This is a genomic window from Sulfurimonas limnophila (genome assembly GCF_059705345.1).
In genome coordinates this window covers 1,384,422-1,407,998 of sequence record NZ_AP046127.1, presented here as the reverse complement: position 1 = coordinate 1,407,998, position 23,577 = coordinate 1,384,422, and the positions used below count along the sequence as shown (strand labels likewise).

Here is a 23,577-nt window from a genome sequence, read left to right as displayed (position 1 = left end):
GAACAGTATGGCTAAGAAATTTATAGATGTAATGGATACAACATTTAGGGATGGTTTTCAATCTGTCTTTGGTGGTCGTGTATTGATGGATGACTTTTTTCCAGCTGTAGAAGCTGCAAAAACAGCTGGGATAACTCACTTTGAATTTGCTGGTGGGGCTAGATTTCAATCACTCTACTTCTATTTAAGAGAAGATGCGTTTGAGATGATGGACAGGTTTCGTAAAATTGTTGGGCCAGAAGCAAATCTTCAAACATTAGCACGCGGTGTAAACACAGTTATGTTGGATACGGGTTCTAAGGAACTTATAGACTTACATGCTAAAATGTTTAAAAAGCACGGTACAACAACAATTAGAAATTTTGACGCACTAAATGATATAGAAAACTTAAAATATTCAGCAGAGAGAATAACTCACCATGGTTTAAAGCATGAAGTAGTTGTAACTATGATGGATTTACCTCCAGGGTGTCATGGTGCACATACGGTTGAGTTTTATGAAAAAACACTTCGCGAAATCTTAGATAGTGGTATCCCTTATAGTAGTATCTGTTTTAAAGATGCATCTGGAACATCAAATCCTCAAAAAGTATTTGAAACTATACAGATGGCAAGACGTCTTATCCCTGAAGGAACTCACTTAAGACTTCATACTCATGAAACAGCTGGTGTTTCAGTTGCTGCTTATATGGCTGCTCTTGAGGCTGGTGTTGATGGTATAGATATGGCTGCTGCACCTGTTAGTGGTGGTACAAGTCAGCCAGATATTCTTACTATGCTTCACGCTACAAAAGGTATGAATTACGATCTTGGTGGATTAGAAATCAGTAAAGTTCTATCTTATGAAAAAGAGCTTCAGTATTGTTTATCTGACTATTTTATGCCTCCAGAAGCTACTATGGTTTCTCCTATTATTCCATTCTCACCAATGCCTGGTGGTGCGCTTACAGCAAACACTCAAATGATGCGTGACAACGGTATAATGGATAAGTTTCCAGATGTTATTGCTGCTATGACTGAAGTTGTAGAAAAAGGCGGATATGGAACATCTGTTACTCCTGTTTCTCAGTTTTATTTTCAACAAGCACTAAATAATGTAATGCAAGGTCCATGGAATGCTATCGCTCCAGGTTATGGAAGAATGGTTCTTGGATATTTTGGTAAAACTCCAGTTGCACCAGATCCTGAAATTGTTAGAATAGCATCTGAAAAACTAGGACTTCCTCCAACTACTGAAAAAGCTCTTGATTTGGCAAATGCTGATGAGAGCAAATCTTTAGCTACTTGGATAAATAGGCTAAAAGAAGAAAATATTGAGATTACAGAAGAGAATATTTTTATAGCTGCTGCATGTCACGATAAAGGTATCGCATTTTTAAAAGGCGAGGGTGAGTTAAATGTTCGTAAGATATCAAGTATGAAAAAAGAAGAAGAAAATAAATCACAAGGGAGTTCAAGTATGGGAAGTGGAAATTATACAGTAGTAGTTGATGGTCAAAAGTTTAGTGTTCAGGTTGCTGAGGGTGATGTTAATATCCAAGTAACAGAAGTAAATGGAGAGATGGTTGAACCTGCTACACCTAAAGTAGTTAAAACTACAGGTACACAATTAGATATTAAAGCCCTTCTTCCAGGAAGTGTTTGGAAAATAGTTGCTAATCCAGGACAAAGTGTAAATGAAGGCGATGTAATTTTGATTTTAGAATCTATGAAAATGGAGATAGATATAGTAGCACCAAAAGGCGGAGTTGTTAAATCTATCAATGTTGCTACAAATGATAAAGTAGTTGAAGGTCAAGTTGTAGCAGTATTAGGTTAGTAGTATGAAATTTTTTATAATAAAACTACTTACACTTTTAATGCTCTTTAGTGCAGCATCTTATGCAAATACAGATTCTGTTGAAGCTTCTGCTGAGATTTCAACGCACAAAGAGGAGACTTATAAAACGCAATCTTTTTCTGAGATGATTAGCGGATTTATAACATCAACAGGTATTAATGCGATTATAAATCCTAATCCAAATGAGATGAATGCACATGGTGAACCTATGAGTGACTTTCACAAGGGTATGGGTAGAGTAATTATGATTTTAATTACATTCCTGCTGTTTTATCTTGCTATTGCAAAAGGTTTTGAACCATTACTGCTTCTTCCAATAGGTTTTGGTGGACTTTTGGCAAACATCCCAATAGCAAATATGGCTGGACCAGATGGCTTTTTAGGGATTATTTACCATATGGGACTCTCTAATCAACTCTTCCCTATCCTTATATTTATGGGTGTTGGAGCTATGACAGATTTTGGTCCATTGCTATCAAATCCTAAAACGGCATTCCTTGGTGGTGCTGCTCAGTTTGGAATTTTTGGAACATTAGTTGGCGCAGTTGCTCTTGCAGAGTACACACCATTTTTTGATTTCACTCTTCAACAAGCTTCAGCAATTTCTATTATTGGTGGTGCAGATGGTCCAACTTCCATATTTATAGCCACTCAACTAGCGCCTGAACTTTTAGGTGCAATTGCAGTAGCTTCATATTCATATATGGCGATGGTTCCTATTATACAGCCTCCGATCATGAAAGCACTTACAACAGATGCGGAGAGAAGAATTAAGATGAGTACAATGAGACATGTATCTCGTTTAGAAAAACTTGTTTTCCCAATTATGGTACTAGTTCTTGCAATTTTAGTTCTTCCAGATGCAACGCCTCTAATTGGTGCGTTTATGTTCGGTAACTTCTTAAAAGAGAGCGGAGTTGTTGATAGATTATCAGATACTATGCAAAATGCTCTTATAAATATAATAACTATATTTTTAGGACTAGCGGTTGGTTCTAAGCTAGCAGCTGATCAGTTTTTGGTAGCGGATACTTTGGCTATTTTGGCTCTTGGAATTATTGCATTTTCTGCTGGAACAGCAGCCGGTGTAATCATGGCTAAAATTATGAATCTTTTCCCTGGAAATAAGATTAATCCATTAATCGGCTCAGCAGGTGTTTCAGCTGTTCCTATGGCTGCTCGTGTATCAAATAAAGTTGGTATGGAGTATGACAGAACAAACATGCTTTTAATGCATGCAATGGGTCCAAATGTTGCAGGTGTTATTGGTTCTGCTGTTGCAGCTGGTGTTCTTATCTCTATCTTTAAATAGAGCTAGAATTACATTCCTTATTTAAGGAATGTAAGTTTTTACGCTTTTTCTCTATTCATAATTTCTACAATAAGTGGAATTATGTTTTGACTCTTTGTTTTATCTATAAAACCATCCGCACCTAAAACTTCAGCTTCTCTTTTATTATTTTGCCCAGTCATTGAGCTATTTACGATTATTGGTATATTTTTTGTTATTGGATTATTCTTTAGCAATTTAACAACAGTAAAACCAGACATCTCTGGCATCTCAATATCTGTAATAATTGCTGGAATTTTTGATATATTTTCTTCAAGCGAATCTATATACTCTACAAGAAGTTTTCCATTGTCAAAGAGCTTCATTGATAGATTTGCATTTTCAAAAATTTGTTTTAGATGTTTTTGCGCTGTTTTAGAGTCTTCTGCAATCAAAACTGTTCCATTTTTTAATTTAATAGGGATGGAGATATTTTGAAGATTTATAGGAGACTCCATTACATCTACCATCGCTTGAGGAATTACATCTGCTAGTAGTTTCTCATAGTCCAGCACAAGACATAAGCTTCCGTCTTCAAGTCTAGTGTCATTTATAACAACATTATCACTGCCAACTCTGTAGCTGTCTGGTGCGTGCATCTCATTCCAGTTTTTCTTGATTACTCTAAATGCAGACATAATTCTAAGTCCAATAACTACTCCATTAAAATCACAAACCAATATATTTGATTTTTTATTCTCTTCATTTGTTGTCGAGATTCCAAGCCATAGCGGTAGGTTTAATATCGGAATCTGAAGGCCACGTAGAACAATGGTTCCCTCTAAAAGCCAGTGAGAAGATGGAATTTGTGTAATGTAATGATTTTTAGATTCTACTACCTCACGTGTTTTAAATACATTGATTGCGTAATACGCAGAGTCAGATTTATCACTAACTCTAAACACTAAAAGTTGAACTTCATTATTTTTTGCCAGATTAGTAGCAGCATCAACATTATCTAAAACAGACATATTTCCCCCTTGACTTATATTTTACGATAGTACCAAAAATATGATGAATTATGCTTGAATGTTAATAATGAAATGGTAAAATACATGCCATTACATGGGGAAAATATAACTAGAGGTTTGGTTTATGAAATTTTTAATAGTGCTGTTATTTTTGTTTGTTTATTTAGATGCAAAGGTCTATTATGCAAAGGTTGAACCATATGAAATAAGAGATATTTCATCTAGCGTCTCAGGTTTGATTATTAGTGCAGATGAAAGTCTTGTAGGTAAAAGATTAACACAAAATCCTTATATTGAGATAGATAGTGAACTTGATATAAAAGAGCAAATTGCCATACATGAAAAGTTGAAGTATCTTGAAAACACTATTAAGATAAACGAAGGAGTTCTTCTGAACCTCGATGAATCACTTGCTAAAAAAAGAGAAAATTATAAAAAAATTGAACCACTTAAGTTTAAATCTTCAGTAGAAAAAGATAGAGAGTTTTATGATTTGATAACAAGTGAAAATTTATATCTAAATACAAAAAAAGAGATTCAAAATCTAAAAATTCAAATATCAGATCTTAAATTAAGAGATGCTCAACTTCAAAGAAATATATCAGATAAGAGCCTTGTTGCTAAAGATTTTGTACTCTATGAGATGCTTGTAAAGAGTGGACAAGTTGTAGGAATCTCAACGCCTTTGGCAAAAGTAGCAGATGTGTCAAAAGCAAAACTAACAATATACCTTGATGAATCAGATGTTGTAGATGTGCAAAAAAAAGTTATTTATATTGATGGAGTAAAGAGCAATTATAAAATTTCAAGACTTTTAAATATAGCAGATGGAAAAAATATCTCAAAGTATATGGCTCAAATAATTATAGATTCTCCTTCTCTTTTTTCTAAACTGTTAAAACTTGAGTTAAGGGATGAGTAGTATTACAGCGTGTCCTTTAGATTGTTATGATGCATGTGAGATTATCTTTGATAATGGAGTTTTAAAAGGTCTAAAAGATGGGCATACAAACGGCTTTTTGTGCCCACATTTAAATCATTATACTAAACATACGACTATACAAGTTCCAAGATACAAGGGTAATGAGATAACGATAGAAGAAGCGTTGCTTAAGCTAAAAGAGATGATAGATTCATCAAAAAATGAAGATACTCTTTATTATAGAGGAAGTGCTAATTTTGCACTTATGCAAGAGGTAACTGAACATTTTTTCTCTTTATATGGCGCAACTTTAACAGATGGAAGTTTATGTGATGGTGCTGGTGAAGAGGGAATTATTCAAGGTAGAGGTAGCAATAAAAATATGCCTTTGCATGAAGTTGCTAAATCTGAAGTAGTAATATTTTGGGGCAGAAACCCACATACATCTTCAAGCCATCTGTTACCACTAATAAAAGATAAAACTATCATAGTAATAGACCCTATAAAGACTAAAATAGCAAAAGTTGCAGATTTATATATTCAACTTAAACCACATACAGATCTTTTTTTGGCAATGTTGCTTAGTCGTTTTTTGCATATAGAAAATGGTTGTGATGAGGAGTTTTTAGATAAATACGCTAGTGAATATGAAGAGTATTATGAATTAACTCAAAACCTAAGAATAAAAGCTACGCTAGAACAAATTGGTGTAACACTTGGTCAGGTAGGCGACTTGCTGAGGCTAGTTAGGGGCAAAAAAGTAGCAATAGTATGTGGTGTTGGAATTCAAAAATATAGTGATGGTGCAGATGTGATGAGAGCAATTGATGCTTTTGCCGCAATGCTTGGATTGTTTGCGAAAGAGGGGTGCGGTGTTAGCTATCTCGGCTCATCAAGAGATGGTATAGTTTCTCCATTTAACAAGAATGGGAAAAAAGTATCAAAGGTTAACACAGATTTTAGCCTCTTTAAGACGGTTTTCATTCAAGGAGCAAATCCACTCTCTCAAATGCCAGATTCTCTTAGAGTAAGAGACTCAATAAGTAAAGTAGAAAATATTGTCTATTTTGGGCTTTATGAAAATGAGACAAGTGAAATTGCAGATTTGGTTATTCCAGCTAAGAGTTTTTTATATAAAGATGATGTAAGAACATCATACTCACATAACAGAATCTCTTTTATGCCAAAGGTTGCAAATATTAATATAGGAATAAGTGAGTATGAACTCAGTGCTTATCTTTGTAAAGAGTACTCCTTACCTATACAGAGCGAGGAGTTCTATATTAACCATTTTAAAAGTTTTGCAATAAAGAGGGTTGATGGACTTATGTATGTCGATAAAAGAGAAGAGATACCATACATAAATGGTTTTGATACAAAAGATAAAGAGTTTATTTTCCTTGATGAACTAAACTCAAAAGTAGATGAAGATACTGGTATGCACCTAATTACATGCAAGAGTCAAGGCAGTTTAAATTCTCAATTTAATCGTGAAGAGTCAGTGTATCTACACAGCTCTTTAGGTTTTGAGGATGGAGAAGTTATTACTATTAGCTCAATCAACGGAAGTGTTGAGTTAAAAGTTAAGCACAATGATGATTTAAGAGTGGATTGTGTTTTAATTTATAGCGGTACTAAGGGTGTAAATAATCTAACATCCTCAAAGCACGCATTAAGTACAAAAAGCGCAATATTTCAAGAAAATAAGGTAGAAATCAGAAGATGAATAATATAAAAGAACAAGATAAAAAATATGTTTTACCAACTTACGCAAGAGCTGATGTTGAGTTTGTAAGCGGTGATAACGCAAGAGTTGTTGATGCAAATGGCAAAAAATACATAGACTTTGCTTCAGGTATAGCTGTATGTAGCGTTGGTCATGCAAATAAAAGAGTAAATGATGCTATTTGTAAGCAACTCTCAAATATAACACACACTTCAAACCTTTACTATATAGCACCACAAGCACGTGCTGCGCAAAAGATAGTTGAAGCGAGCGGATATGACATGATGTGTTTCTTTGGAAACAGTGGCGCAGAGGCAAATGAGGGTGCTATAAAGATAGCTAGAAAATTTGGTGAAAAAGATGGTGAATTAAAAAGATATAAGGTTATAACACTTCAACACTCTTTTCATGGAAGAACTATTACAACAGTAAAAGCAACAGGGCAAGAGAAGATGCATAACTACTTTGGGCCATATCCTGATGGTTTTGTATATGCGGATAACATAGATCATGTTGCAAGTCTAGTAGATGATCATACATGCGCTGTTATGATTGAACTTGTTCAGGGGGAAGGCGGAGTTCAGCCACTAGATAGAGATTCAGTTCAAAAACTTGCAAAATTTTTAAAAGAAAAAAATGTTTTACTTATAATTGATGAAGTACAAACTGGAGTTTACAGAACAGGAAAGTTTCTTGCATCAAACTACTATGATATCGAGCCAGATGTGGTAACACTCGCAAAAGGCTTAGGCGGTGGCGTACCTATCGGCGTTGTTATGACAACGCTAAAAGATATTTTTAGTGCAGGAGATCATGGCTCAACTTTTGGTGGTAATTTTTTAAGTACAGCCGCTGCATGTGAAGTTATAGATATTTTAAATGATATGTATGATAGTAAAGAGTTACAAAAAAATATAGATTATTTTGATAGTGAGTTAGATAAATTTTATAATGCACATAGAGATATTTTTACATTAAAAGTGGGAATAGGAATGATGTGTGGTTTACGTGTAAAAGATGGAGATACATTAAGTAAAATAATCTCAAATGCAAGAGAAGAGGGAGCAATAGTGCTAAAAGCAGGGCGTGATACTCTTAGACTACTGCCAGCTCTAACAATTACAAAAGAGGAAATAGATGAAGGTTTTACATCTCTCAATCGCGCTGTTAGCTCTTTATAGCAACTTTGCAGCAGCTCAGGATAACTCTTTAGAAGAGTATATATCTGACAATAAAAAAGAGTATTTTAGATTAGAGAGTGATAAAGTAGATGCTAGTAGCAATGTTTTACGAGACTCTTGGATCTCTCCTGTAATGCTTAACTACTCTTATGGAGTTAGTGAAGCTTATGATGCTGAGTCAATTACAAAAAAAACTTCTATTACTATAGATCAACCAATTTTTCAAAGTGGCGGTATCTATTTTGGAATTAAATACGCTGAAGCAACAAGACTATACTCGCAATACTCAGTAGATGTTGCAAAGAGAAAACTTATCAAAGATGCACTCTCTCTTTTAATGCAGATAAAACAGAGCGAAATGAGAGTGGAGAGACAAAAATTATTGATTAAAAATGCAGAGATAAATTTAGCGCAAAAAAAAGAGAGCTATTTAAGTGGACAGCTTGATTCTGGCTTTTTAAATAGTGCGATAATAGATAAGAATGTAGCTGTTCAAGCTCTTTATGATATAGAAGCAAATAGAGAGAGACTTATATCTAAATTTAGTGTTATTAGTGATTTAGACCATGAAAAAGCCTCTTTGCCTCACTTAGAGATAATACAAAGAGATGAGTTTATGGCAAATAATCTCTCTTTCAAACAGTCTCAAAGCTTAAGTGAAAAAAATAGATATTTTAAAAGTACAACTGTCTCAAAATACCTTCCAAAAGTTAGTATATATGGTGGATATAACTGGGATAGAAGTGAGAATTTTACATTTCAAGGTGGAAGCTTACCTGGCTCTAAGGCTACTGATTATCTAAATTATGGTTTCAAGGTATCAATGCCTCTAAATATAAGTACATTTGATGACATACAGAGTGCAAAAGTTGAATATCTAGAGTCAAAAATTGATGAGCTAGACAAGACAAAAGAGATAAAAGCACTCTTTGAACAGGTGATGCAAAATTTAGAAAGTCTTGAGCGAAAGAGAGTGCTAAGTGTTGAAAATACTCAGTTGTATGGAGAGCTTTTAGCAGAAACAAAAGAGCTTTTTGAGGCTGGCTATAAAACAGAGTATGATGTAGAGCTTCTAAAAAACTCTCTACAAGTTCAAAAAAATGATATTGAGATATATGAGCTAGATAGACAACTTGAACTTTTAACACTTTATGAGATTTATAAAAATGAGATTTAGTGACTATATGAGCGAGTGGCTATACTCAGAAAATGGCTACTATGCGACATATAAAAGTATAGGAAAAGGTGGCGATTTTTATACATCTGTAAGTTCTAGTAAATTTTTTGGCGGGACAATAGCAAAACATATCATCTCTTTAATTGATGATGGTTTTTTTAAAAAAAATAGCGTTATTTGTGAAATTGGTGCGCACCATGGATACTTTTTAGCTGATATTATTGAATTTATATACACGCTTAGACCAAAACTATTAGAGACTCTAGAGTTTGTAATCATAGAGAGATTTGATGCACTTCAGCAGTTTCAAAAAAACTATCTTAAAGAGAGTTTTGGTGACGCTATAAAGCTTAGACACTACAAATCACTCAAAGAACTAAAATGTAAAGAAGCTTTTTTTATAGCAAATGAGATATTTGATGCATTTGCTTGTGAGCTTTATTATAAGGGTAAAACAGCAAGAGTTGATGGAAGTGAAATTGTTTTTGATGTAGATAATGAGTGGGTTAGTGAAAAAGCAAAAAAGTATCATAAAGATAGAGGTGAAATAGCTATTGGATATGAAGATTTTGCTTTAGATATGGCAAGTGCTTGTGATAGGTTCGAGTTTATGAGCTTTGACTATGGAGAGATGCAAGCTCGTCCTGATTTCTCTATAAGAGTTTACTCTAAACATGAAGTAATCCCATTTTTTGATGAAAATATAAAAAGAGATGAACTTTTTGCAAATTCAGATATAACTTATGATGTAACTTTTGAGCATGTAAAAGATGCTTATGTAGAGGCTGGAGTAGAGTTTATAGAGTTGAAAGCACAAATGGTCGCTCTTGTAAATATGGGAATCTTAGAATTACTAGAAATTTTAAAAGAAAAAGCAGATGAGAAGATTTATAAACAAGAGTTAGAAAAAGTTAAAATCTTAATAATGCCAAATTTTTTAGGTGAGCGTTTTAAGATGATAAAGTTTAGAAAACAATAACCCCTTGACATAAAATGTCAAAGGATTATGAAAGATTATGAATAATTTTAATAAGCTCTTCAGGTCTATTTGAGGCCGTAATTGCAGTCTCTTTTGAGATGGCTCTTTTTCGTAGCAGCGTTACTAATTGATCTGTTTGTGTAGTCATATGTGTTTCATTTTGATTTAACTGCATTTGAGAATATATTTGATGAACTTTGTCTTCTCTAATTAAGTTTTGAATAGCTGGATTTGCTATTAAAACCTCTTGTGTAGCGACAATTCCACCGCCAATTCTTGGCATAAGAGACTGAGAGATAACAGAGATAAGTGAAGATGCAAGTTGCGCTCTTACTTGTGCTTGTTCTCCAGCATCAAAAACATCAATAATACGGTTTATAGTTGAGGGCGCAGAGTTTGTATGGAGTGTTCCAAAAACTATGTGACCAGTTTCAGCCGCAGTAAGAGCTGCAGAAATTGTCTCTTTATCTCTCATCTCACCAACTAGTATTACGTCAGGATCTTGTCTTAGAGCAAATTTTAAAGCTGTTGAAAAAGAGTTTGTATCTGCACCAACTTCTCTTTGTGAGAAGAGAGATTTTATATTTGTATGAACAAACTCAACGGGGTCTTCTATGGTGATTACATGCTTGTTAGCAGTCATGTTTATTTCATGAAGCATAGAAGCTAGTGTGGTTGACTTACCGCTACCAGTAGGACCTGTTACTAAGATAAGTCCTTTTTCTCTTTTTACAAGCTCTTTAAATATCGGGTTGTTGTTAAACTTTTCAAGAGGCGGTATGTCTATTGGAATCATACGAAATGCACATGCAATTCCGCCAATAGTACGATAGTAGTTAGCACGAAAACGACCAATACCTTCGAGTTCAAATGAAAAGTCAAGTTCATTATTTTCTTCAAAGATTTTCTTTTGCTTATCTTCTATGAGGGCATAAGCCATCTCTTCTATCTCTTTAGCATTTAGTATAGGCAGATTTAGTGGTTTTAGAGCTTTGTCAATTCTGATTTGTGGCTCACTGCCAGGGACAAGGTGCAAATCTGAAGATTCAAAATGTAAAACACTCTTAAGTAGCTTTTTTATATCAATTGATTTACTTATTTCTTGACTCATAATTACATACCTTTGTCTTTTTAAATTTTTGTCCTAAATTATAGCACCCTTTTTTGGATAGCTACTCTATTATCTTTGGTACTATAAAGAAGTTATCACGGTTTTGAGGTGCATTTTTAATAATACTCTCATTTATTGAGGTATCGCAATAAGCAATATCTTCTCTTAAAAGTGTAGCATCGTCACTCATCGCAAATTTTTCATCAACATTTTTTGTGTCTAATTGGCTCAAATTATCAACAAAATTTACAATTTCAGAGAGTTGAGAGATAATTTCATCTCTTTTGTCATCAGTAATTTTTAAAAATGATAACTTTTCTAATTTAGTTAATAATAAATCGTCTATTTGCATATAATCACCCTAATAATAATCTGATATGGATTGTAACAAAAAAAATATATCTATTTGATGAAAGTTTAACAAAATATGCGATACTATTTTAAACTTTTTGATAGTTATAAAGAACGCTAAGGAATATTTTTGAGCTTAAAAGATAATATAGATATGATTAAAGAGGAGCTAAGCTCCGAAGAGAAGTTTTTTGAAAAAGCGGTTGTAACTGAGAGATTTATTAAAAAATATAAAAATGTAATGATCATCTCTGTTATTGCAATTATTGTATTGGTAGGTGCAAATATCGCCTATGATGCAAATGAAAACAGCAAGATAAAGGCTGCAAATATAGCTTTTACCAAACTTAAGTTGAATTCAAATGACACAGCAGCGTTAAATGAACTTAAATCTTTAGCACCAAATCTTTATGATGCTTGGACTTTTTCACAAGTTATTGCAAACAAAGATGTGGAATCACTTAAAAATTTAAAAAATACAAAGACTCTTATTGTTAGTGATTTAGCTGAGTATGAAATGGCAACAGATAGCTCAATGCTTGAAAAATATGCCTCAAAACAAGATGCTATTTTTAGAGATTTGGCTCTTGTGCAAGGAGCGATAATGCTTTTAAATGAAAATAAGATAAATGAGGCTAGAGATATGCTTGAGAAAGTATCAAAAGAGTCATCACTAGAAAAATTAGTTGCATCTCTTATGCACTATGGTATAAAGTAATATTTTGAGAACTTTATATACTGTTTTCATACCATTGCTTGTTGTGATTTTCTTTAGTGCGTGCGGATCAAAAGAAGTTTTTAAACCTATAAGTATAGTAGATGATTGGGAGCACTCTGGTAGCAGTGATGTAACTATAAAATCAATATCTCAGAATGCTGCTTTGATAGAAGATAGAAAAATATTGGTTGATGGAAAGATTGTTGATATTTTTATTGCCGAAGATGAAAAACTTTTGGGAGAGAGCGATGGATGGGTTTTAAGCTCAAATATTGATGGAAACTTAACTCTTCAAAATATTGCAGATAAAAAAAGTGTTGAAAAATTTAATCTAAAGAAAACAATTGCGACTGCTAGTGTTAAAAAAGATACTTTAGCTGTTCTTTTTTCGGATAATGAGATGGCGCTTTACTCTATAAAGAGTAAGACGTTACTTTTAAAAGAGCAGGGGAATCCTCCTATTGTTGTAAACTCAAAGATTGTAAAGCCTTATTTTAGAGATGAGCTTGTTATTTTTGCAACACTAGATGGAAAAGTTGTAATCATAAACGAAGCAACAAAAAAGAGATTAAGAACGATTATCGTGAGCACTGAAGAGCATTTTAATAATATAATCTACTTTAACCTTTTAGATAATAAAATTATTGCGGCAACTGGAAATAAAATACTCTCTTTATCACAAGATGAGATTAGGTTGCCATTTGATATAAGAAGCATAGCTGCAGATGATAAAAATATTTATATAGCTACAAAACAGGGCGAAATCATATCTTTAACATCAGACTTAAAAGAGAATGCAAGATTAAAATTTCCATTTGCACACTTTTTAGGACTTATTTTAAATGATGGTAAACTATACGCTTTAGAAAAAGAGGGTTATCTTATCGAGATGCCAATTGATTTGTCATCTTCTGGCATCTATGAAGCTGATGTTGAAGATGGATATGTTTATATAAATAATAAAATCTTTTTTGTTCATGATGAGTATATTTCAGTAGAGTAGTGATGTCAAACGAGCTAGAGGCTTTTATAGAGTACATAAGTGTTATAAAAGCTCTTAGCAAAAAAAGCGTAGATGCTTATAGAGGTGATTTAGAACAGATAGAGTCTGCTCTAAAGAAACCGTTAATATCACTGGATTCAAAAACTCTTTTTAATCTCTTAAGTGAATATAAAAACAAAAGAACACTCAACAGAAAACTATCTTCAGTAAACGCTTTTTTTGATTTTTGTTATAAAAATCAGTTTGTTGACGAAAAGAAAAAATTAAAGTTTTCAAAAATCCCAAAACTACTTCCAAAATTTCTTTCATTTCAAGATATACAAAATGCTCTCTCTAAGGTTGATAGAAGCTCTATAATAGGGCTTAGAGACTATGCAATAATAATTTTTTTATATGCAACTGGGACAAGGATTAGTGAGTGTTTGGCACTAAGAAGAGAAGATATTGAAGGTGAGTGGCTATACATCAGACATGCAAAAGGTGAGAAAGAGCGTATAGTTCCAATTGCTCATGTAGCAAAAGCGGCTGTTGACGCTTATCTTAGTGAGTTGCAAAAGACAAAAGAGTATATTTGGTGCAATTACAAGGGTGATAAGCTTAGTAGAATATCTGCATACAAAATAACTCAAAAATACTTAGGAGTCTCTCCTCATGTACTTAGGCACTCATATGCTACTTCACTAATTGCTGGTGGAGCAGATTTGAGAGTTGTTCAAGAACTTCTTGGTCACGCTTCACTTTTAACAACTCAAATATATACACACATACAAAAACAAGATTTAAAAGAGACATTAGAAGTGTGTCATCCAATGGCTAAAGAGCATTTGTAAATATAGGCTAGATGCCTAATGCTAATGTAACGCTTAGTTATGTAAAATATTATGATTGTTTGATTCTTAATTTCATACATAACAAATATTTTATAAAAATAGATAATTATTTTATATTTATTTGAAAAATCAAATATTTTAAATATAGAATTTTGATTAACCATATCTAATAAAGGTTTTTAAAAAAATGAAAAAATTATTGCCATTTATATTTCTTGCTCTTTTTGTTGGCACTCTTGTTCTCGTTTTTCTGTTTCTTGCAACTTCTAAAAAAATGATTGTTGTTCAAGAGGGAAATATGGCTCAACTACCTATTGAGATGAGTGCAGGGCTTTATCAGGATAGTGATTGTGGCATGGTGATAGATAACTTAAGAGATGCCTCGCAACTGATATCAAAAGATGGCAAAAGCTGGTTTTTTCATGATCATGGCGGATTTGTTAAATGGCTAGAAGATAAAAATCTTGGAAATGATATTAAAATCTGGGTAATGAGTAGAGATACAAAGAGATTTATTGATGCTAGAGGCGCATTTTATTCACTTACAGATGAAACTGCTATGGGTTATGGTTTTGGAGCTTATGAGAATGACGCAGAGGGGCTTGTTACTTTTGATATAATGCGTCTTAGAATGTTAAGAGGAGAGACGCTGCGCAATCCATTAATCAGGAAAAAACTTTTAAATAAAGAGAACTAGATTTGGAAACAGTAAACATAATAACTATCATGACCATAGCTTTTTTGGGCTCTTTTGGGCACTGTATAGGGATGTGTGGAGGCATAGTTTTAGCATATTCATCCATAAAAATTGAACCAAGCAGTTCAAAAGTTTCACAAAGTATTGCTCATCTTCTTTACTCTTTAGGACGTGTATTTACATACTCAACTCTTGGCGCTATATTTGGGGCTTTAGGCGGAGTAGTTACTTTTAGTAATAGTGCAAATGGAGTACTCCTTGTAGTTGCTGGGGTTGCTATGGTTCTTGCAGGTCTTTCTTTGATGGGTAAAATAAAGTTCTTAACACTTATCGAGCACTCTTTTTCATCTTCTTCTGTGTATAAAGATACTTTTAAGAAGGTTCTTAACTCAAAATCAAACTTTAGTTTTTTTACGCTTGGCATGTTAAATGGCCTTATGCCATGTGGATTCGTCTATTTTTTTGCGATAACAGCGGCAAGTACAGCTAGCCCACTCTATGGTGCATTTGTAATGATGATATTTGGGCTAAGTACAATTCCAGCTATGTTTGGACTTGGTTTTTTAGCATCTCTATCAAGGGCTACAAACCTCAGAAATATGATGGTAAGCCTCTCATCTTTTGCAGTAGTTATATATGGGGTATATACAATTTACAACGGTTATGACTATTTTGCAAGAGCCGAAAAAACACTTAGCGAGTGTCATAGCAAATAATTTTAATAGATAACTTGCTATAATAATTTAAAAAAAGAGGTGCAAATTTGAAAAGCTCTATTATAGATAATATTAAAGCACTCCCTCCGCTCTCATCAACAATTATCAAGATAAACCAGATATATGCCAATGAGAACTCTACGGTAAAAGATATGGCAAATGTGATAGAGCAAGATCCGATGATAATTGCAAATATCTTAAAAATTGCAAACTCTCCTCTTTATGGTTTTGGTCGTGAGATAAAAAATGCTTCACAAGCAGTAAGCCTTTTTGGAATGAGTATGACACGTTCTATTGCAATTGGAAACTCTATAAAAAAACTTCTAAATGTAGATATGCAGCCATATAATGTAACATCAGATGAGTTTGCGCATGTCTCTTCACTCCAAGCTGCTTTAATCCTTAATTGGTATAAAAAAATTGATAAGCAAAAGGCTGAAAAGCTCTATTTAGCGGCATTTTTGCAAGAGACAGGAAAGATACTAATTGCAAGTGAAGTTATTCAAAATGATGAAGCGATAAGCTTTGCAAGTGAAGTAGAAAACTCAAATAGCCTAGCAACGGTTGAGAGAGCTTATGTAAATGCAAGTTGCGGAGAAGTAACTGCCCTTGTCTTTAAACATTGGGGATTTGATAGCGACTTTATAGAGATGATAAAATACTCAGATGCTCCTTCTGGTGCACAAGATGAGATTAAAGAGTTTGCTATGGCATTAAATATTGTAAAGACAATTATTCCTATAAATAGACCTTTTTCAGAGATGGCTATAAATTTTGGACTCAAAATAGCTCTTGATGCAGGATATAAAGTTGAACTATTGGAAGAGTCTATAAGCAGCATGACGCAGTCACTTTAAAATGAGCAAAACAGTAACCGTAATAGATACATTTGGCTTTTTTTTCCGCAGTTTTTATGCTCTGCCACAGCATCTAAAAAACGCTCAAGGCTTTCCTACTGGACTTTTAACTGGTTTTATAAACTTTATCTCAACTCTTCAAAAACAGCATGACAGTGATTATATTGTTTTTGCTATAGATACTAAGGGTGATAGCTTTAGAAAAGAGATAGACACAAACTATAAAGCAAACAGACAAGCACCACCGATAGAGCTTACTATGCAACTCCCAATTGCTATTGAGTGGATAGACAAAATGGGCTATAAAACACTTGGTTGTAACGGATATGAAGCAGATGATATTATAGCTACAGTGGTACACTTTGCAAAAGAGATGAACTACAATGTTAGAGTAGTGTCACATGATAAAGACCTTTTTCAACTTATTGATGATGGAAAAGTTGTTTTAGTTGATGCTATAAAAAAACAGGTTATGGATGAAGATGGCTGCCTTAAGAAGTATGGAATATCTCCAAAACAGTTTATAGATTATCAATCCATTCTTGGCGACTCTGCTGATAATATCCCTGGTGTTAAGGGCATAGGCAAGGTTGGTGCAGAAAAACTGCTAGTAGAGTATCAAAGCCTTGACAATATCTATGCAAATATTGAGGATGTAAAACCGCTTGGAATTCAAAAAAAACTTTTAGAGTCTAAAGAACAGGCATATATGTCTAAAAAGCTTGTAACGCTTAGTTGTAGTGTTTTTGAGAGTTTTGATTTTGAAGAGTACAAAATGGATATAGAAAATCCTTTTTTAAATATATATGATGAGCTTGTAAAGTATGAACAAAATGCAGTTCTAAGAACTCTTGCCGCTAAAAATATGGTTACTCAGCAGACTCATCAAGAAGCTCTGAAAAAAGTAGAAGCAGAGATTTGGACTAATAAAAAGATAGATTTTAAAGCAACTCTAATAGATGATGCCAAAGAACTTAAAAGAGTTTTATCAACACTAAAAGAGGATACGATAGTAGCTTTTGACACAGAGACAACAGGGCTTGATTATAAAAATGATTCTCTTGTTGGATTTAGTTTTTGTTTTAATGAAGATGAAGCTTATTATGTTCCAATAGCGCATTTTTATCTTGGAGTTGGAGAGCAAGTCTCACACGAAGAGGCAAAAATTGCCATTAAAAAGATATTTAACTCCCGTGTAGTAGGGCATAATATAAAGTTTGACCTACATTTTGTAACAAGATTTTTAGGTGAAGTCGAGCTTGATATATTTGCTGACTCTATGATTTTAGCTTGGCTTATAAACCCTGAGAGTGCGCTCTCTCTTGATAAACTTTCAGAAAAACTCTTAGAGCATAAGATGATTGCATTTAAAGATAGTGTAAAAAAAGGTGAGACATTTGCAAGTGTTGCACTTGAAGATGCATGTGATTATGCAGCAGAAGATGCTTATATAACACTAAGACTTTACTATCTTTTCTTAGAGATGTTAAGAGATCAGGGGGCGGAGCATCTTATAGAAGAGGCAAGGGCTGTTGAATTTCCTTTTATCAAAACGCTACTTAAGATGGAGACGTATGGCATAGAGGTTAATAGTTCATTTTTGGAGCAGTTTTTAGTTGAAGTAAAAGAGTCTTTGAGTGAGCTAACAAAGAAGATTTATGAACTCGCTTCTATGGAGTTTAATATTAACTCAACACAACAGCTAGGCGGTGTACTTTTTGATAAGCTAGGGCTTAGTGCCTCAAAAAAGACGAAAACAGGATACTCGACCGATGAGAAGGTTTTAAACTCTCTGCTAGATGAACATGAGATTATCCCATATCTTTTAGAGTATAGAGAAGTTTACAAACTTTACTCAACATATATAGAACCGCTTCTAAAGCTTAGTAAAGAAGATAAACAGAGTCGTATTCACACCTCTTTTGTTCAAACTGGAACTACAACAGGAAGACTGAGCTCAAAAAACCCAAATCTTCAAAATATACCGACTAGAACAGCTCTTGGTACAAAGATAAGAGAGGCGTTTGTAGCACCAAAGGGTAAAAAACTCATAGGTATTGACTACTCACAAATTGAGCTTAGACTTCTAGCACACTTTACTAAAGACAGAGTTCTTGTTGATGCATTTATGCAAGATAAAGATATACACATGCAAACAGCGATTGCACTTTTTGGCGAAGAAGAAGCACCACTTAAAAGAAATGTGGCTAAAACGGTTAACTTTGGGCTTTTATATGGAATGGGACAGAAAAAACTCTCTGAAACTCTTAAGATAACGACAACAGAAGCTAAAGAGATTATAGAGAGATATTTTAACAGCTTTCCTAGTGTTAAGTCATATTTTCGCTCTATTGTAGATTTTTCAAAAGAGAGGGGATATGTTGAGACACTTCTTGGCAGACGCAGATATTTTGACTATGAAAATGCTGCACCTATGTTTAGAGCAGCCTACGAGAGAGAGTCAGTAAATAGTATATTTCAAGGAAGTGCAAGTGACCTTATCAAACTAAGTATGAATAAAATTGATAAAGTTATAGAAGATGAGCGCCTAAACGCAAAAATGCTTCTACAAATTCACGATGAGCTCATATTTGAGGTAGATGCGTCTGAGGCAGAAGCTTTAGGCGAGAGATTTAAAAATATAATGCAAAATATAATGCAACTAAATGTTCCACTAAAAGCCAGTATGAATATTGGGGATAAGTGGAGCGAGTTAAAGTAGCGTGATATGCTAAAGCAGTACAAAGAGGCTATTGAAAATAACAATATCATCTCAAAGACAGACGTTAATGGCATTATTACTTTTGTAAATAGTGAGTTTTGTAAAATAAGCGGATATACAAAAGAGGAGCTTCTAGGAAGAAATCACAATATTGTTCGTCATCCTGAAGTGCCAAGTGAGAAGTTTGAACTTCTTTGGCAGAGCATATCTAAGAAGCATGTATATAAAGATACTGTGAAAAATTTGGCAAAAGATGGCTCTACTTTTTATGTAAATACAACAATTATTCCAATTCTTGATGAAAAAGAAAATATAGCAGAGTATATAGCAATAAGGTATGACGTAACAAAAGAGGTCCTTCTAAGAGAGGAACTTCTTAAAAAAGAAGCAGAGTATGAAGAGCTAAATAGAAATCTTGAGAAGAGAGTTGCAGAGCAGACAAAAGAGTTAAAAGAGTTAAATCAGACACTTGAAGAGCGCGTACGCGATGAGATAGAAAAAAATGAAGAGAAGCAACGTGTTATGTTTTGGCAATCTCGTCATGCAAGTCTAGGGCAGATGCTAGCAAACATAGCTCATCAATGGAGACAACCTCTCACTGAGCTCTCTTTGGCGATGTTTAACATTAAAAAAGCTATGCAAAATGAGAATAGCGCAGACGCCTCAAAGTTTTATGATGAGAGTAAGCATATTATAAAAAATATGTCTCAAACTATCGATGATTTTACAAACTTTTTCTCACCAGATAAAGAGCGACACTATTTCAATATTAGCGATAGTATAGAAGAGGCAGTCGCGCTTTTGGAAAATATAATGAATGAGCAGATGATAAGTCTAAAAAAAGAGTTTCAAGACATAGAAGTACTTGGTATCTCAAATGAGCTAACGCAGGTGATAATTAACCTTATAAACAACTCTAAAGACGCTTTTGTACATAATAGTATTCTTCTTAGAGAGATCTCTATTCGTGTAAAAAAAGAGAGTGGTTTTGCTCTTATAGAGTTTGTTGATAATGCAGGTGGAATATCAAAAGAAAATATAGAAAAAATCTTTGAGCCATACTTCACAACCAAACATAAAAGCCGTGGAACAGGGCTTGGTCTGTTTATGTCAAGGATGATTTGTGAGCAAGGCCTTGGTGCTACGCTTGACGTTGTAAGTAAAAAAAAGACAACAACATTTAGTATAAAAATTCCATTGGATTAGTATGAAAAATAGAGTATTAAAAGATTTAAAAATTATTCTTGTTGAAGATGAAGAAAATCTTGCACGTCTTCTTAAAGAGGCGATAGGAGATAATTTTCATAGTTTTACTATTGCAAAAGACGGTGTTGAGGGGATAGAGCTTTTTAAAAAGATAAGACCTGATATTGTCATCACTGACATTATGATGCCTCGTCTTGATGGGCTTGAGATGGCAAAAGAGCTCAAGCGTATCAACCCAAATACACCAATAATTATACTAAGTGCTTTTAGTGAAAAAGAGAAACTCTTTGGGGCAATAGATGTTGGAGTAACAAAGTATTTTCTAAAACCTTTTGATGCAGAGGAACTTTTGGAATATATAAGCAGTATAACTTCAAAGATACAAAATAAGATAGTAAAGCTCAGTGATTGCTATGTTTTTAACAAAAATACAAACTCTCTTTATAAAAACGAGAAGTATATAGCTCTTGCAAAAAACGATATAAAATTTTTAACTCTTTTGTTAGATTCTAAAGATAGAACAGTTGATGATATATCCATAAAAGAAGCTCTTTGGGGAGCGGATGCAAGTGATGAGAGGCTCAGAACGTTTATCAAACGCTTTAGAGAAAAGACCTCTAAAGTGCTTATAAAAAATATAAAAGGTTTTGGGTATCAACTTCTTCTTAGCGAAAGTTAACCCTGTCTATTTTAGGTTTATAGTGCGGGTCTTCGCCCTCGATAGTCCATAATTTTTTAGAGAGATAACTTATAGCATCGTGAAAATTTTCATCTACATGCTCCCAAAAATCAAGCTCACCAAACTCTTTTTTAAGTAGATTTTTTTCATACTCATACGTTGTTGTAGTCTCTTGGCTCAGAAGTTCTATGGTTTTATTTGTCTCTAAATTTGCTAAAAACCATAAAGATACAAACTCTTCAGAGTAGTTGCTTAGTATTTTTGTAGCATACTCTTCAAAATCACTATATCCGCTAAGTTCAAAAAACTTAATAGCTAAAGAGACAACGCTATTTAGGTGCATAAAAGGAACCATTGAAAAGAGTTGTCGCCCAGTTGAAGTTCCATCGGAGTGACTAGCACCTATAAAAATTCTAGCCCCTCCGTCTGTATCTCCAAAGTTATTTGTTTTTAGCCCTATTAGTCCGATGTCTGTGTGTCTATGTCTTCCACATCCCTTAGCGCAACCCGAAAAGCCAACTTGAATACTGTGCTCATTTATCTTATCTAGTGGTAGATACGAAGTTTCATCTTTGATGCTCCAAACAGCATAGGGGCAAAGGTTTCCAGCACATGCAACGATTGTGTTACTTAGTGCTTGAGATTTTAATGTAGTTGATGGCTCATTTAGTCCTATGAGATAGATGTTTTGATCCATTCCAAGACGAATTTCAAGAGAGTTTTTTGTAGCGTATGAAGCTATATTTTTTATCTCATCTGTTGTTAGTCTTGAAAAATCTGTCTGATAACAAAAACCATACTTCCCATCTTTTAGTTTGTGAAACTCTCCAAACTTTGTTTTTTCTAATATTAACTCGCCCTCAGTTTGAAAATCACTTTTATACTCTTGTTGGATAAAAGCCTTAAGTGCGTCCATACCAATCTCTTCAATCATATGAAAGATTCTAGTTTTTGCTCTTGAAGAGCGAGAGCCATGAATATAAAATGCTTCAATAAATGCTTTGAAAAAACCAAAAACTTCTGTTTCAAGTAAAAATATATCCGTACTTAGAGCTACTTCTGTATTTTTGCCACCCATATAAACATTAAATCCAAAAACACCATCTTTTTTCGCAAGTGCAAAGTATAAATCATTTGCAAAAAATGAGCTTACATTTGAGCGATTGCCTGAAATTCCAATTGAGATACGACGAGGTAACATTCCAACATAACGCGGATTTTCTATAATATAGTCATGCATAGCCATAACTATAGGATATGTTTCTATCTCAGATGAGCTCCCACAGCCATCATATGCGTCTGTAATGATATTTCTAACGTTATCACCAAAGCTTTGCCATGTAGATACGCCAAGAGCATTTATACGCTTGTGTATCTCTAAAACGTTATCTGCTTCTACGTTATGGAGCTGAATACCGCTTCTTGCAGTTAAGATGATAGTTAGATTATACTCATCAACAATATCTGCAATTTTTTGGAAATTCTCAGCACTAATTTTTCCACCAGGAATGCGGATGCGTATAGTGAACTCATCTTCTAAAAAATTTGTGTTGAATATTCCAAAGTCTTGAAGGTAAAATCTATCTGCTTCATTTAGGCTTTCAAAATCAATGTTTTCAAAATCTTTGTAATAATCTATCGGTTTTAATTGAGCTTTATATCGCTCTCTTTTATTGAGTTTATTTTCCATAGCTATATTCTATCAAATAATTAAAATAAACCCTATTGATATATGTCATCTAAAAACAATTTTCAGGTCACTTTTGAGAAGAGATTTGTCAAATAGATATTTTGGGCTTTTTAAATCTCCTATATTTGACTCTGTCTCTACAAACTCTTGAATATAGTACTCTTTTGAATATCCACGCATAAGCAAATCATCAATAATTTCGTTTATATCATTCTCGCATAGTAAATCACTATGTAGCGTTGTTCTAGCCTCAAAATCTATTTTTTTCTCTATCAAAAAATCAAGAGTTTTGCTAAATTCATCAAATTTATTTGAGTGAGTAATTTGAGTAAATTTTGACACAGGAGCTTTATAATCAAGCGCTATATAATCTAAAAGATTAAGTTCGATGAGTTCTTTTACATGTAAGAAGTTTGTTCCGTTTGTATCGAGTTTTATTTTAAATCCAAGTTCTTTTATCTTGAGGCAAAATGGAACCAAATCATAAGAAGTTGCTTCGCCACCAGATAAAACAACTGCTTCAAGCAGATTTACTCTAGTTTTTAAAAAATTTAGGATGTCGTTATAGCTGTACTTGCCATCTTTGGCAAAAACTATATCTTTGTTGTAGCAGTAGTCACATCTCATATTGCACCCACTAAACCACACTATGCAAGATAGGTGGTCAGGGTAATCTAAGTGGGTGAATGACGTTAAGTCATATATTACACTAGCACTCAGTGAATTGTTTTCTCTGTTTGTGCTCACCAGTTTTTCCTACGTTAAAACTCTCTACAGGTCTGTGATAACCCATAACTCTTGTGTACACAGTACACTTTTGTCTTTTTTCATTCAACATAGCTAAAGCTTCATTTTTGCTCATTTTCCACCT

At 33.7% G+C, this 23,577-nt stretch carries 22 protein-coding genes; 16 read left to right on the top strand and 6 right to left on the bottom strand.

The genetic code is table 11. The features are described from left to right. Nucleotides 1-7: 7 nt before the first annotated feature. Complete coding sequence (locus AC6H33_RS07070) at nt 8-1,819, top strand: biotin/lipoyl-containing protein (protein WP_497604184.1); 1,812 nt, start codon at nt 8-10, stop codon at nt 1,817-1,819. A 4-nt stretch (nt 1,820-1,823) separates the two neighbouring features. Then, nucleotides 1,824-3,152: a sodium ion-translocating decarboxylase subunit beta gene (locus tag AC6H33_RS07065; RefSeq protein ID WP_497604183.1), complete on the top strand. Its 1,329-nt coding sequence runs from the start codon at nt 1,824-1,826 to the stop codon at nt 3,150-3,152. A 38-nt stretch (nt 3,153-3,190) separates the two neighbouring features. Here AC6H33_RS07065 and AC6H33_RS07060 read toward each other — a convergent pair whose 3' ends face one another. Next, on the bottom strand, nt 3,191-4,141 hold the full coding sequence (locus tag AC6H33_RS07060) for a chemotaxis protein (RefSeq protein WP_497604182.1): 951 nt from the start codon (nt 4,139-4,141) through the stop codon (nt 3,191-3,193). Between the two features lie 124 nt (nt 4,142-4,265). Between AC6H33_RS07060 and AC6H33_RS07055 the strand changes: the two genes are divergently transcribed. The 5 genes from AC6H33_RS07055 to AC6H33_RS07035 are packed head-to-tail and all read left to right on the top strand — an operon-like array spanning nt 4,266 to nt 10,126. Then, entirely contained in the window at nt 4,266-5,063 is a 798-nt protein-coding gene (locus tag AC6H33_RS07055; protein ID WP_497604181.1) for an efflux RND transporter periplasmic adaptor subunit, read from the top strand. Then, entirely contained in the window at nt 5,056-6,789 is a 1,734-nt protein-coding gene (locus tag AC6H33_RS07050) for a molybdopterin-dependent oxidoreductase (protein ID WP_497604180.1), read from the top strand. Before AC6H33_RS07055 ends, AC6H33_RS07050 begins: the two co-directional genes overlap by 8 nt. Then, complete coding sequence (locus tag AC6H33_RS07045; protein WP_497604179.1) at nt 6,786-7,970, top strand: aspartate aminotransferase family protein; 1,185 nt, start codon at nt 6,786-6,788, stop codon at nt 7,968-7,970. The genes AC6H33_RS07050 and AC6H33_RS07045 overlap by 4 nt, the downstream gene beginning before the upstream one ends. Then, nucleotides 7,927-9,147: a TolC family protein gene (locus tag AC6H33_RS07040; protein WP_497604178.1), complete on the top strand. Its 1,221-nt coding sequence runs from the start codon at nt 7,927-7,929 to the stop codon at nt 9,145-9,147. Before AC6H33_RS07045 ends, AC6H33_RS07040 begins: the two co-directional genes overlap by 44 nt. Further along, on the top strand, nt 9,137-10,126 hold the full coding sequence (locus tag AC6H33_RS07035; RefSeq protein WP_497604177.1) for an SAM-dependent methyltransferase: 990 nt from the start codon (nt 9,137-9,139) through the stop codon (nt 10,124-10,126). Before AC6H33_RS07040 ends, AC6H33_RS07035 begins: the two co-directional genes overlap by 11 nt. A gap of 25 nt (nt 10,127-10,151) precedes the next feature. On the opposite strand, the gene AC6H33_RS07030 is transcribed toward AC6H33_RS07035, so the two are convergent. After that, nucleotides 10,152-11,237, bottom strand: a complete 1,086-nt coding sequence (locus AC6H33_RS07030; RefSeq protein ID WP_497604176.1) for a type IV pilus twitching motility protein PilT — start codon at nt 11,235-11,237, stop codon at nt 10,152-10,154. A gap of 61 nt (nt 11,238-11,298) precedes the next feature. Next, nucleotides 11,299-11,589, bottom strand: coding sequence for an Asp-tRNA(Asn)/Glu-tRNA(Gln) amidotransferase subunit GatC (gene gatC, locus AC6H33_RS07025; protein WP_497604175.1), 291 nt, complete (start codon nt 11,587-11,589; stop codon nt 11,299-11,301). A 129-nt stretch (nt 11,590-11,718) separates the two neighbouring features. Between gatC and AC6H33_RS07020 the strand changes: the two genes are divergently transcribed. The 9 genes from AC6H33_RS07020 to AC6H33_RS06980 all read left to right on the top strand — a co-directional run bounded on the left by AC6H33_RS07020 (nt 11,719) and on the right by AC6H33_RS06980 (nt 21,016). Further along, entirely contained in the window at nt 11,719-12,306 is a 588-nt protein-coding gene (locus AC6H33_RS07020) for a hypothetical protein (RefSeq protein ID WP_497604174.1), read from the top strand. 4 nt (nt 12,307-12,310) lie between these two features. Next, a complete protein-coding gene (locus AC6H33_RS07015; protein WP_497604173.1) occupies nt 12,311-13,309 on the top strand; it encodes a hypothetical protein in 999 nt (332 codons plus the stop codon). 2 nt (nt 13,310-13,311) lie between these two features. Beyond that, nucleotides 13,312-14,139: a tyrosine-type recombinase/integrase gene (locus tag AC6H33_RS07010; protein WP_497604172.1), complete on the top strand. Its 828-nt coding sequence runs from the start codon at nt 13,312-13,314 to the stop codon at nt 14,137-14,139. A gap of 187 nt (nt 14,140-14,326) precedes the next feature. Continuing rightward, complete coding sequence (locus tag AC6H33_RS07005; protein ID WP_497604171.1) at nt 14,327-14,836, top strand: hypothetical protein; 510 nt, start codon at nt 14,327-14,329, stop codon at nt 14,834-14,836. Between the two features lie 2 nt (nt 14,837-14,838). Next, complete coding sequence (locus AC6H33_RS07000) at nt 14,839-15,552, top strand: sulfite exporter TauE/SafE family protein (protein WP_497604170.1); 714 nt, start codon at nt 14,839-14,841, stop codon at nt 15,550-15,552. 47 nt (nt 15,553-15,599) lie between these two features. Continuing rightward, nucleotides 15,600-16,409 carry an HDOD domain-containing protein gene (locus AC6H33_RS06995; protein ID WP_497604169.1) on the top strand — a complete coding sequence of 270 codons (810 nt, stop codon included), beginning with the start codon at nt 15,600-15,602 and terminating at the stop codon, nt 16,407-16,409. Between the two features lies 1 nt (nt 16,410). Continuing rightward, complete coding sequence (gene polA, locus AC6H33_RS06990) at nt 16,411-19,131, top strand: DNA polymerase I (RefSeq protein WP_497604168.1); 2,721 nt, start codon at nt 16,411-16,413, stop codon at nt 19,129-19,131. Nucleotides 19,132-19,137: 6 nt separating this feature from the next. After that, entirely contained in the window at nt 19,138-20,337 is a 1,200-nt protein-coding gene (locus AC6H33_RS06985; RefSeq protein ID WP_497604167.1) for a PAS domain-containing sensor histidine kinase, read from the top strand. Between the two features lies 1 nt (nt 20,338). After that, nucleotides 20,339-21,016: a response regulator transcription factor gene (locus AC6H33_RS06980; RefSeq protein ID WP_497604166.1), complete on the top strand. Its 678-nt coding sequence runs from the start codon at nt 20,339-20,341 to the stop codon at nt 21,014-21,016. On the opposite strand, the gene AC6H33_RS06975 is transcribed toward AC6H33_RS06980, so the two are convergent. From AC6H33_RS06975 to nrdD, 3 genes are read right to left on the bottom strand one after another with little or no spacing between them, the layout of a single operon-like run. Next, nucleotides 21,003-22,706 (bottom strand): ferredoxin-like domain-containing protein, encoded by a 1,704-nt coding sequence (locus tag AC6H33_RS06975; protein ID WP_497604165.1) that lies wholly within the window; start codon nt 22,704-22,706, stop codon nt 21,003-21,005. The genes AC6H33_RS06980 and AC6H33_RS06975 overlap by 14 nt on opposite strands. A 45-nt stretch (nt 22,707-22,751) precedes the next feature. Further along, nucleotides 22,752-23,453 (bottom strand): anaerobic ribonucleoside-triphosphate reductase activating protein, encoded by a 702-nt coding sequence (locus AC6H33_RS06970; protein WP_497604164.1) that lies wholly within the window; start codon nt 23,451-23,453, stop codon nt 22,752-22,754. After that, a complete protein-coding gene (gene nrdD, locus AC6H33_RS06965; RefSeq protein WP_041672264.1) occupies nt 23,416-23,568 on the bottom strand; it encodes an anaerobic ribonucleoside-triphosphate reductase in 153 nt (50 codons plus the stop codon). Before nrdD ends, AC6H33_RS06970 begins: the two co-directional genes overlap by 38 nt. Nucleotides 23,569-23,577 lie beyond the last annotated feature (9 nt).

Excerpts from the sequence above, each read along its gene's own strand:
- AC6H33_RS07070 (WP_497604184.1), top strand. The coding sequence starts at position 8 with ATGGCTAAGAAATTTATAGATGTAATGGATACAACATTTAGGGATGGT.
- nrdD (WP_041672264.1), bottom strand. The coding sequence starts at position 23,568 with ATGAGCAAAAATGAAGCTTTAGCTATGTTGAATGAAAAAAGACAAAAG.
- AC6H33_RS07040 (WP_497604178.1), top strand. The coding sequence starts at position 7,927 with ATGAAGGTTTTACATCTCTCAATCGCGCTGTTAGCTCTTTATAGCAAC.
- AC6H33_RS06980 (WP_497604166.1), top strand. The coding sequence starts at position 20,339 with ATGAAAAATAGAGTATTAAAAGATTTAAAAATTATTCTTGTTGAAGAT.
- AC6H33_RS07065 (WP_497604183.1), top strand. The coding sequence starts at position 1,824 with ATGAAATTTTTTATAATAAAACTACTTACACTTTTAATGCTCTTTAGT.
- AC6H33_RS06985 (WP_497604167.1), top strand. The coding sequence starts at position 19,138 with ATGCTAAAGCAGTACAAAGAGGCTATTGAAAATAACAATATCATCTCA.
- gatC (WP_497604175.1), bottom strand. The coding sequence starts at position 11,589 with ATGCAAATAGACGATTTATTATTAACTAAATTAGAAAAGTTATCATTT.
- AC6H33_RS07035 (WP_497604177.1), top strand. The coding sequence starts at position 9,137 with ATGAGATTTAGTGACTATATGAGCGAGTGGCTATACTCAGAAAATGGC.
- AC6H33_RS07055 (WP_497604181.1), top strand. The coding sequence starts at position 4,266 with ATGAAATTTTTAATAGTGCTGTTATTTTTGTTTGTTTATTTAGATGCA.
- AC6H33_RS07005 (WP_497604171.1), top strand. The coding sequence starts at position 14,327 with ATGAAAAAATTATTGCCATTTATATTTCTTGCTCTTTTTGTTGGCACT.
- AC6H33_RS07050 (WP_497604180.1), top strand. The coding sequence starts at position 5,056 with ATGAGTAGTATTACAGCGTGTCCTTTAGATTGTTATGATGCATGTGAG.
- AC6H33_RS07045 (WP_497604179.1), top strand. The coding sequence starts at position 6,786 with ATGAATAATATAAAAGAACAAGATAAAAAATATGTTTTACCAACTTAC.
- AC6H33_RS07060 (WP_497604182.1), bottom strand. The coding sequence starts at position 4,141 with ATGTCTGTTTTAGATAATGTTGATGCTGCTACTAATCTGGCAAAAAAT.
- AC6H33_RS07010 (WP_497604172.1), top strand. The coding sequence starts at position 13,312 with ATGTCAAACGAGCTAGAGGCTTTTATAGAGTACATAAGTGTTATAAAA.
- AC6H33_RS07030 (WP_497604176.1), bottom strand. The coding sequence starts at position 11,237 with ATGAGTCAAGAAATAAGTAAATCAATTGATATAAAAAAGCTACTTAAG.
- AC6H33_RS06975 (WP_497604165.1), bottom strand. The coding sequence starts at position 22,706 with ATGGAAAATAAACTCAATAAAAGAGAGCGATATAAAGCTCAATTAAAA.
- polA (WP_497604168.1), top strand. The coding sequence starts at position 16,411 with ATGAGCAAAACAGTAACCGTAATAGATACATTTGGCTTTTTTTTCCGC.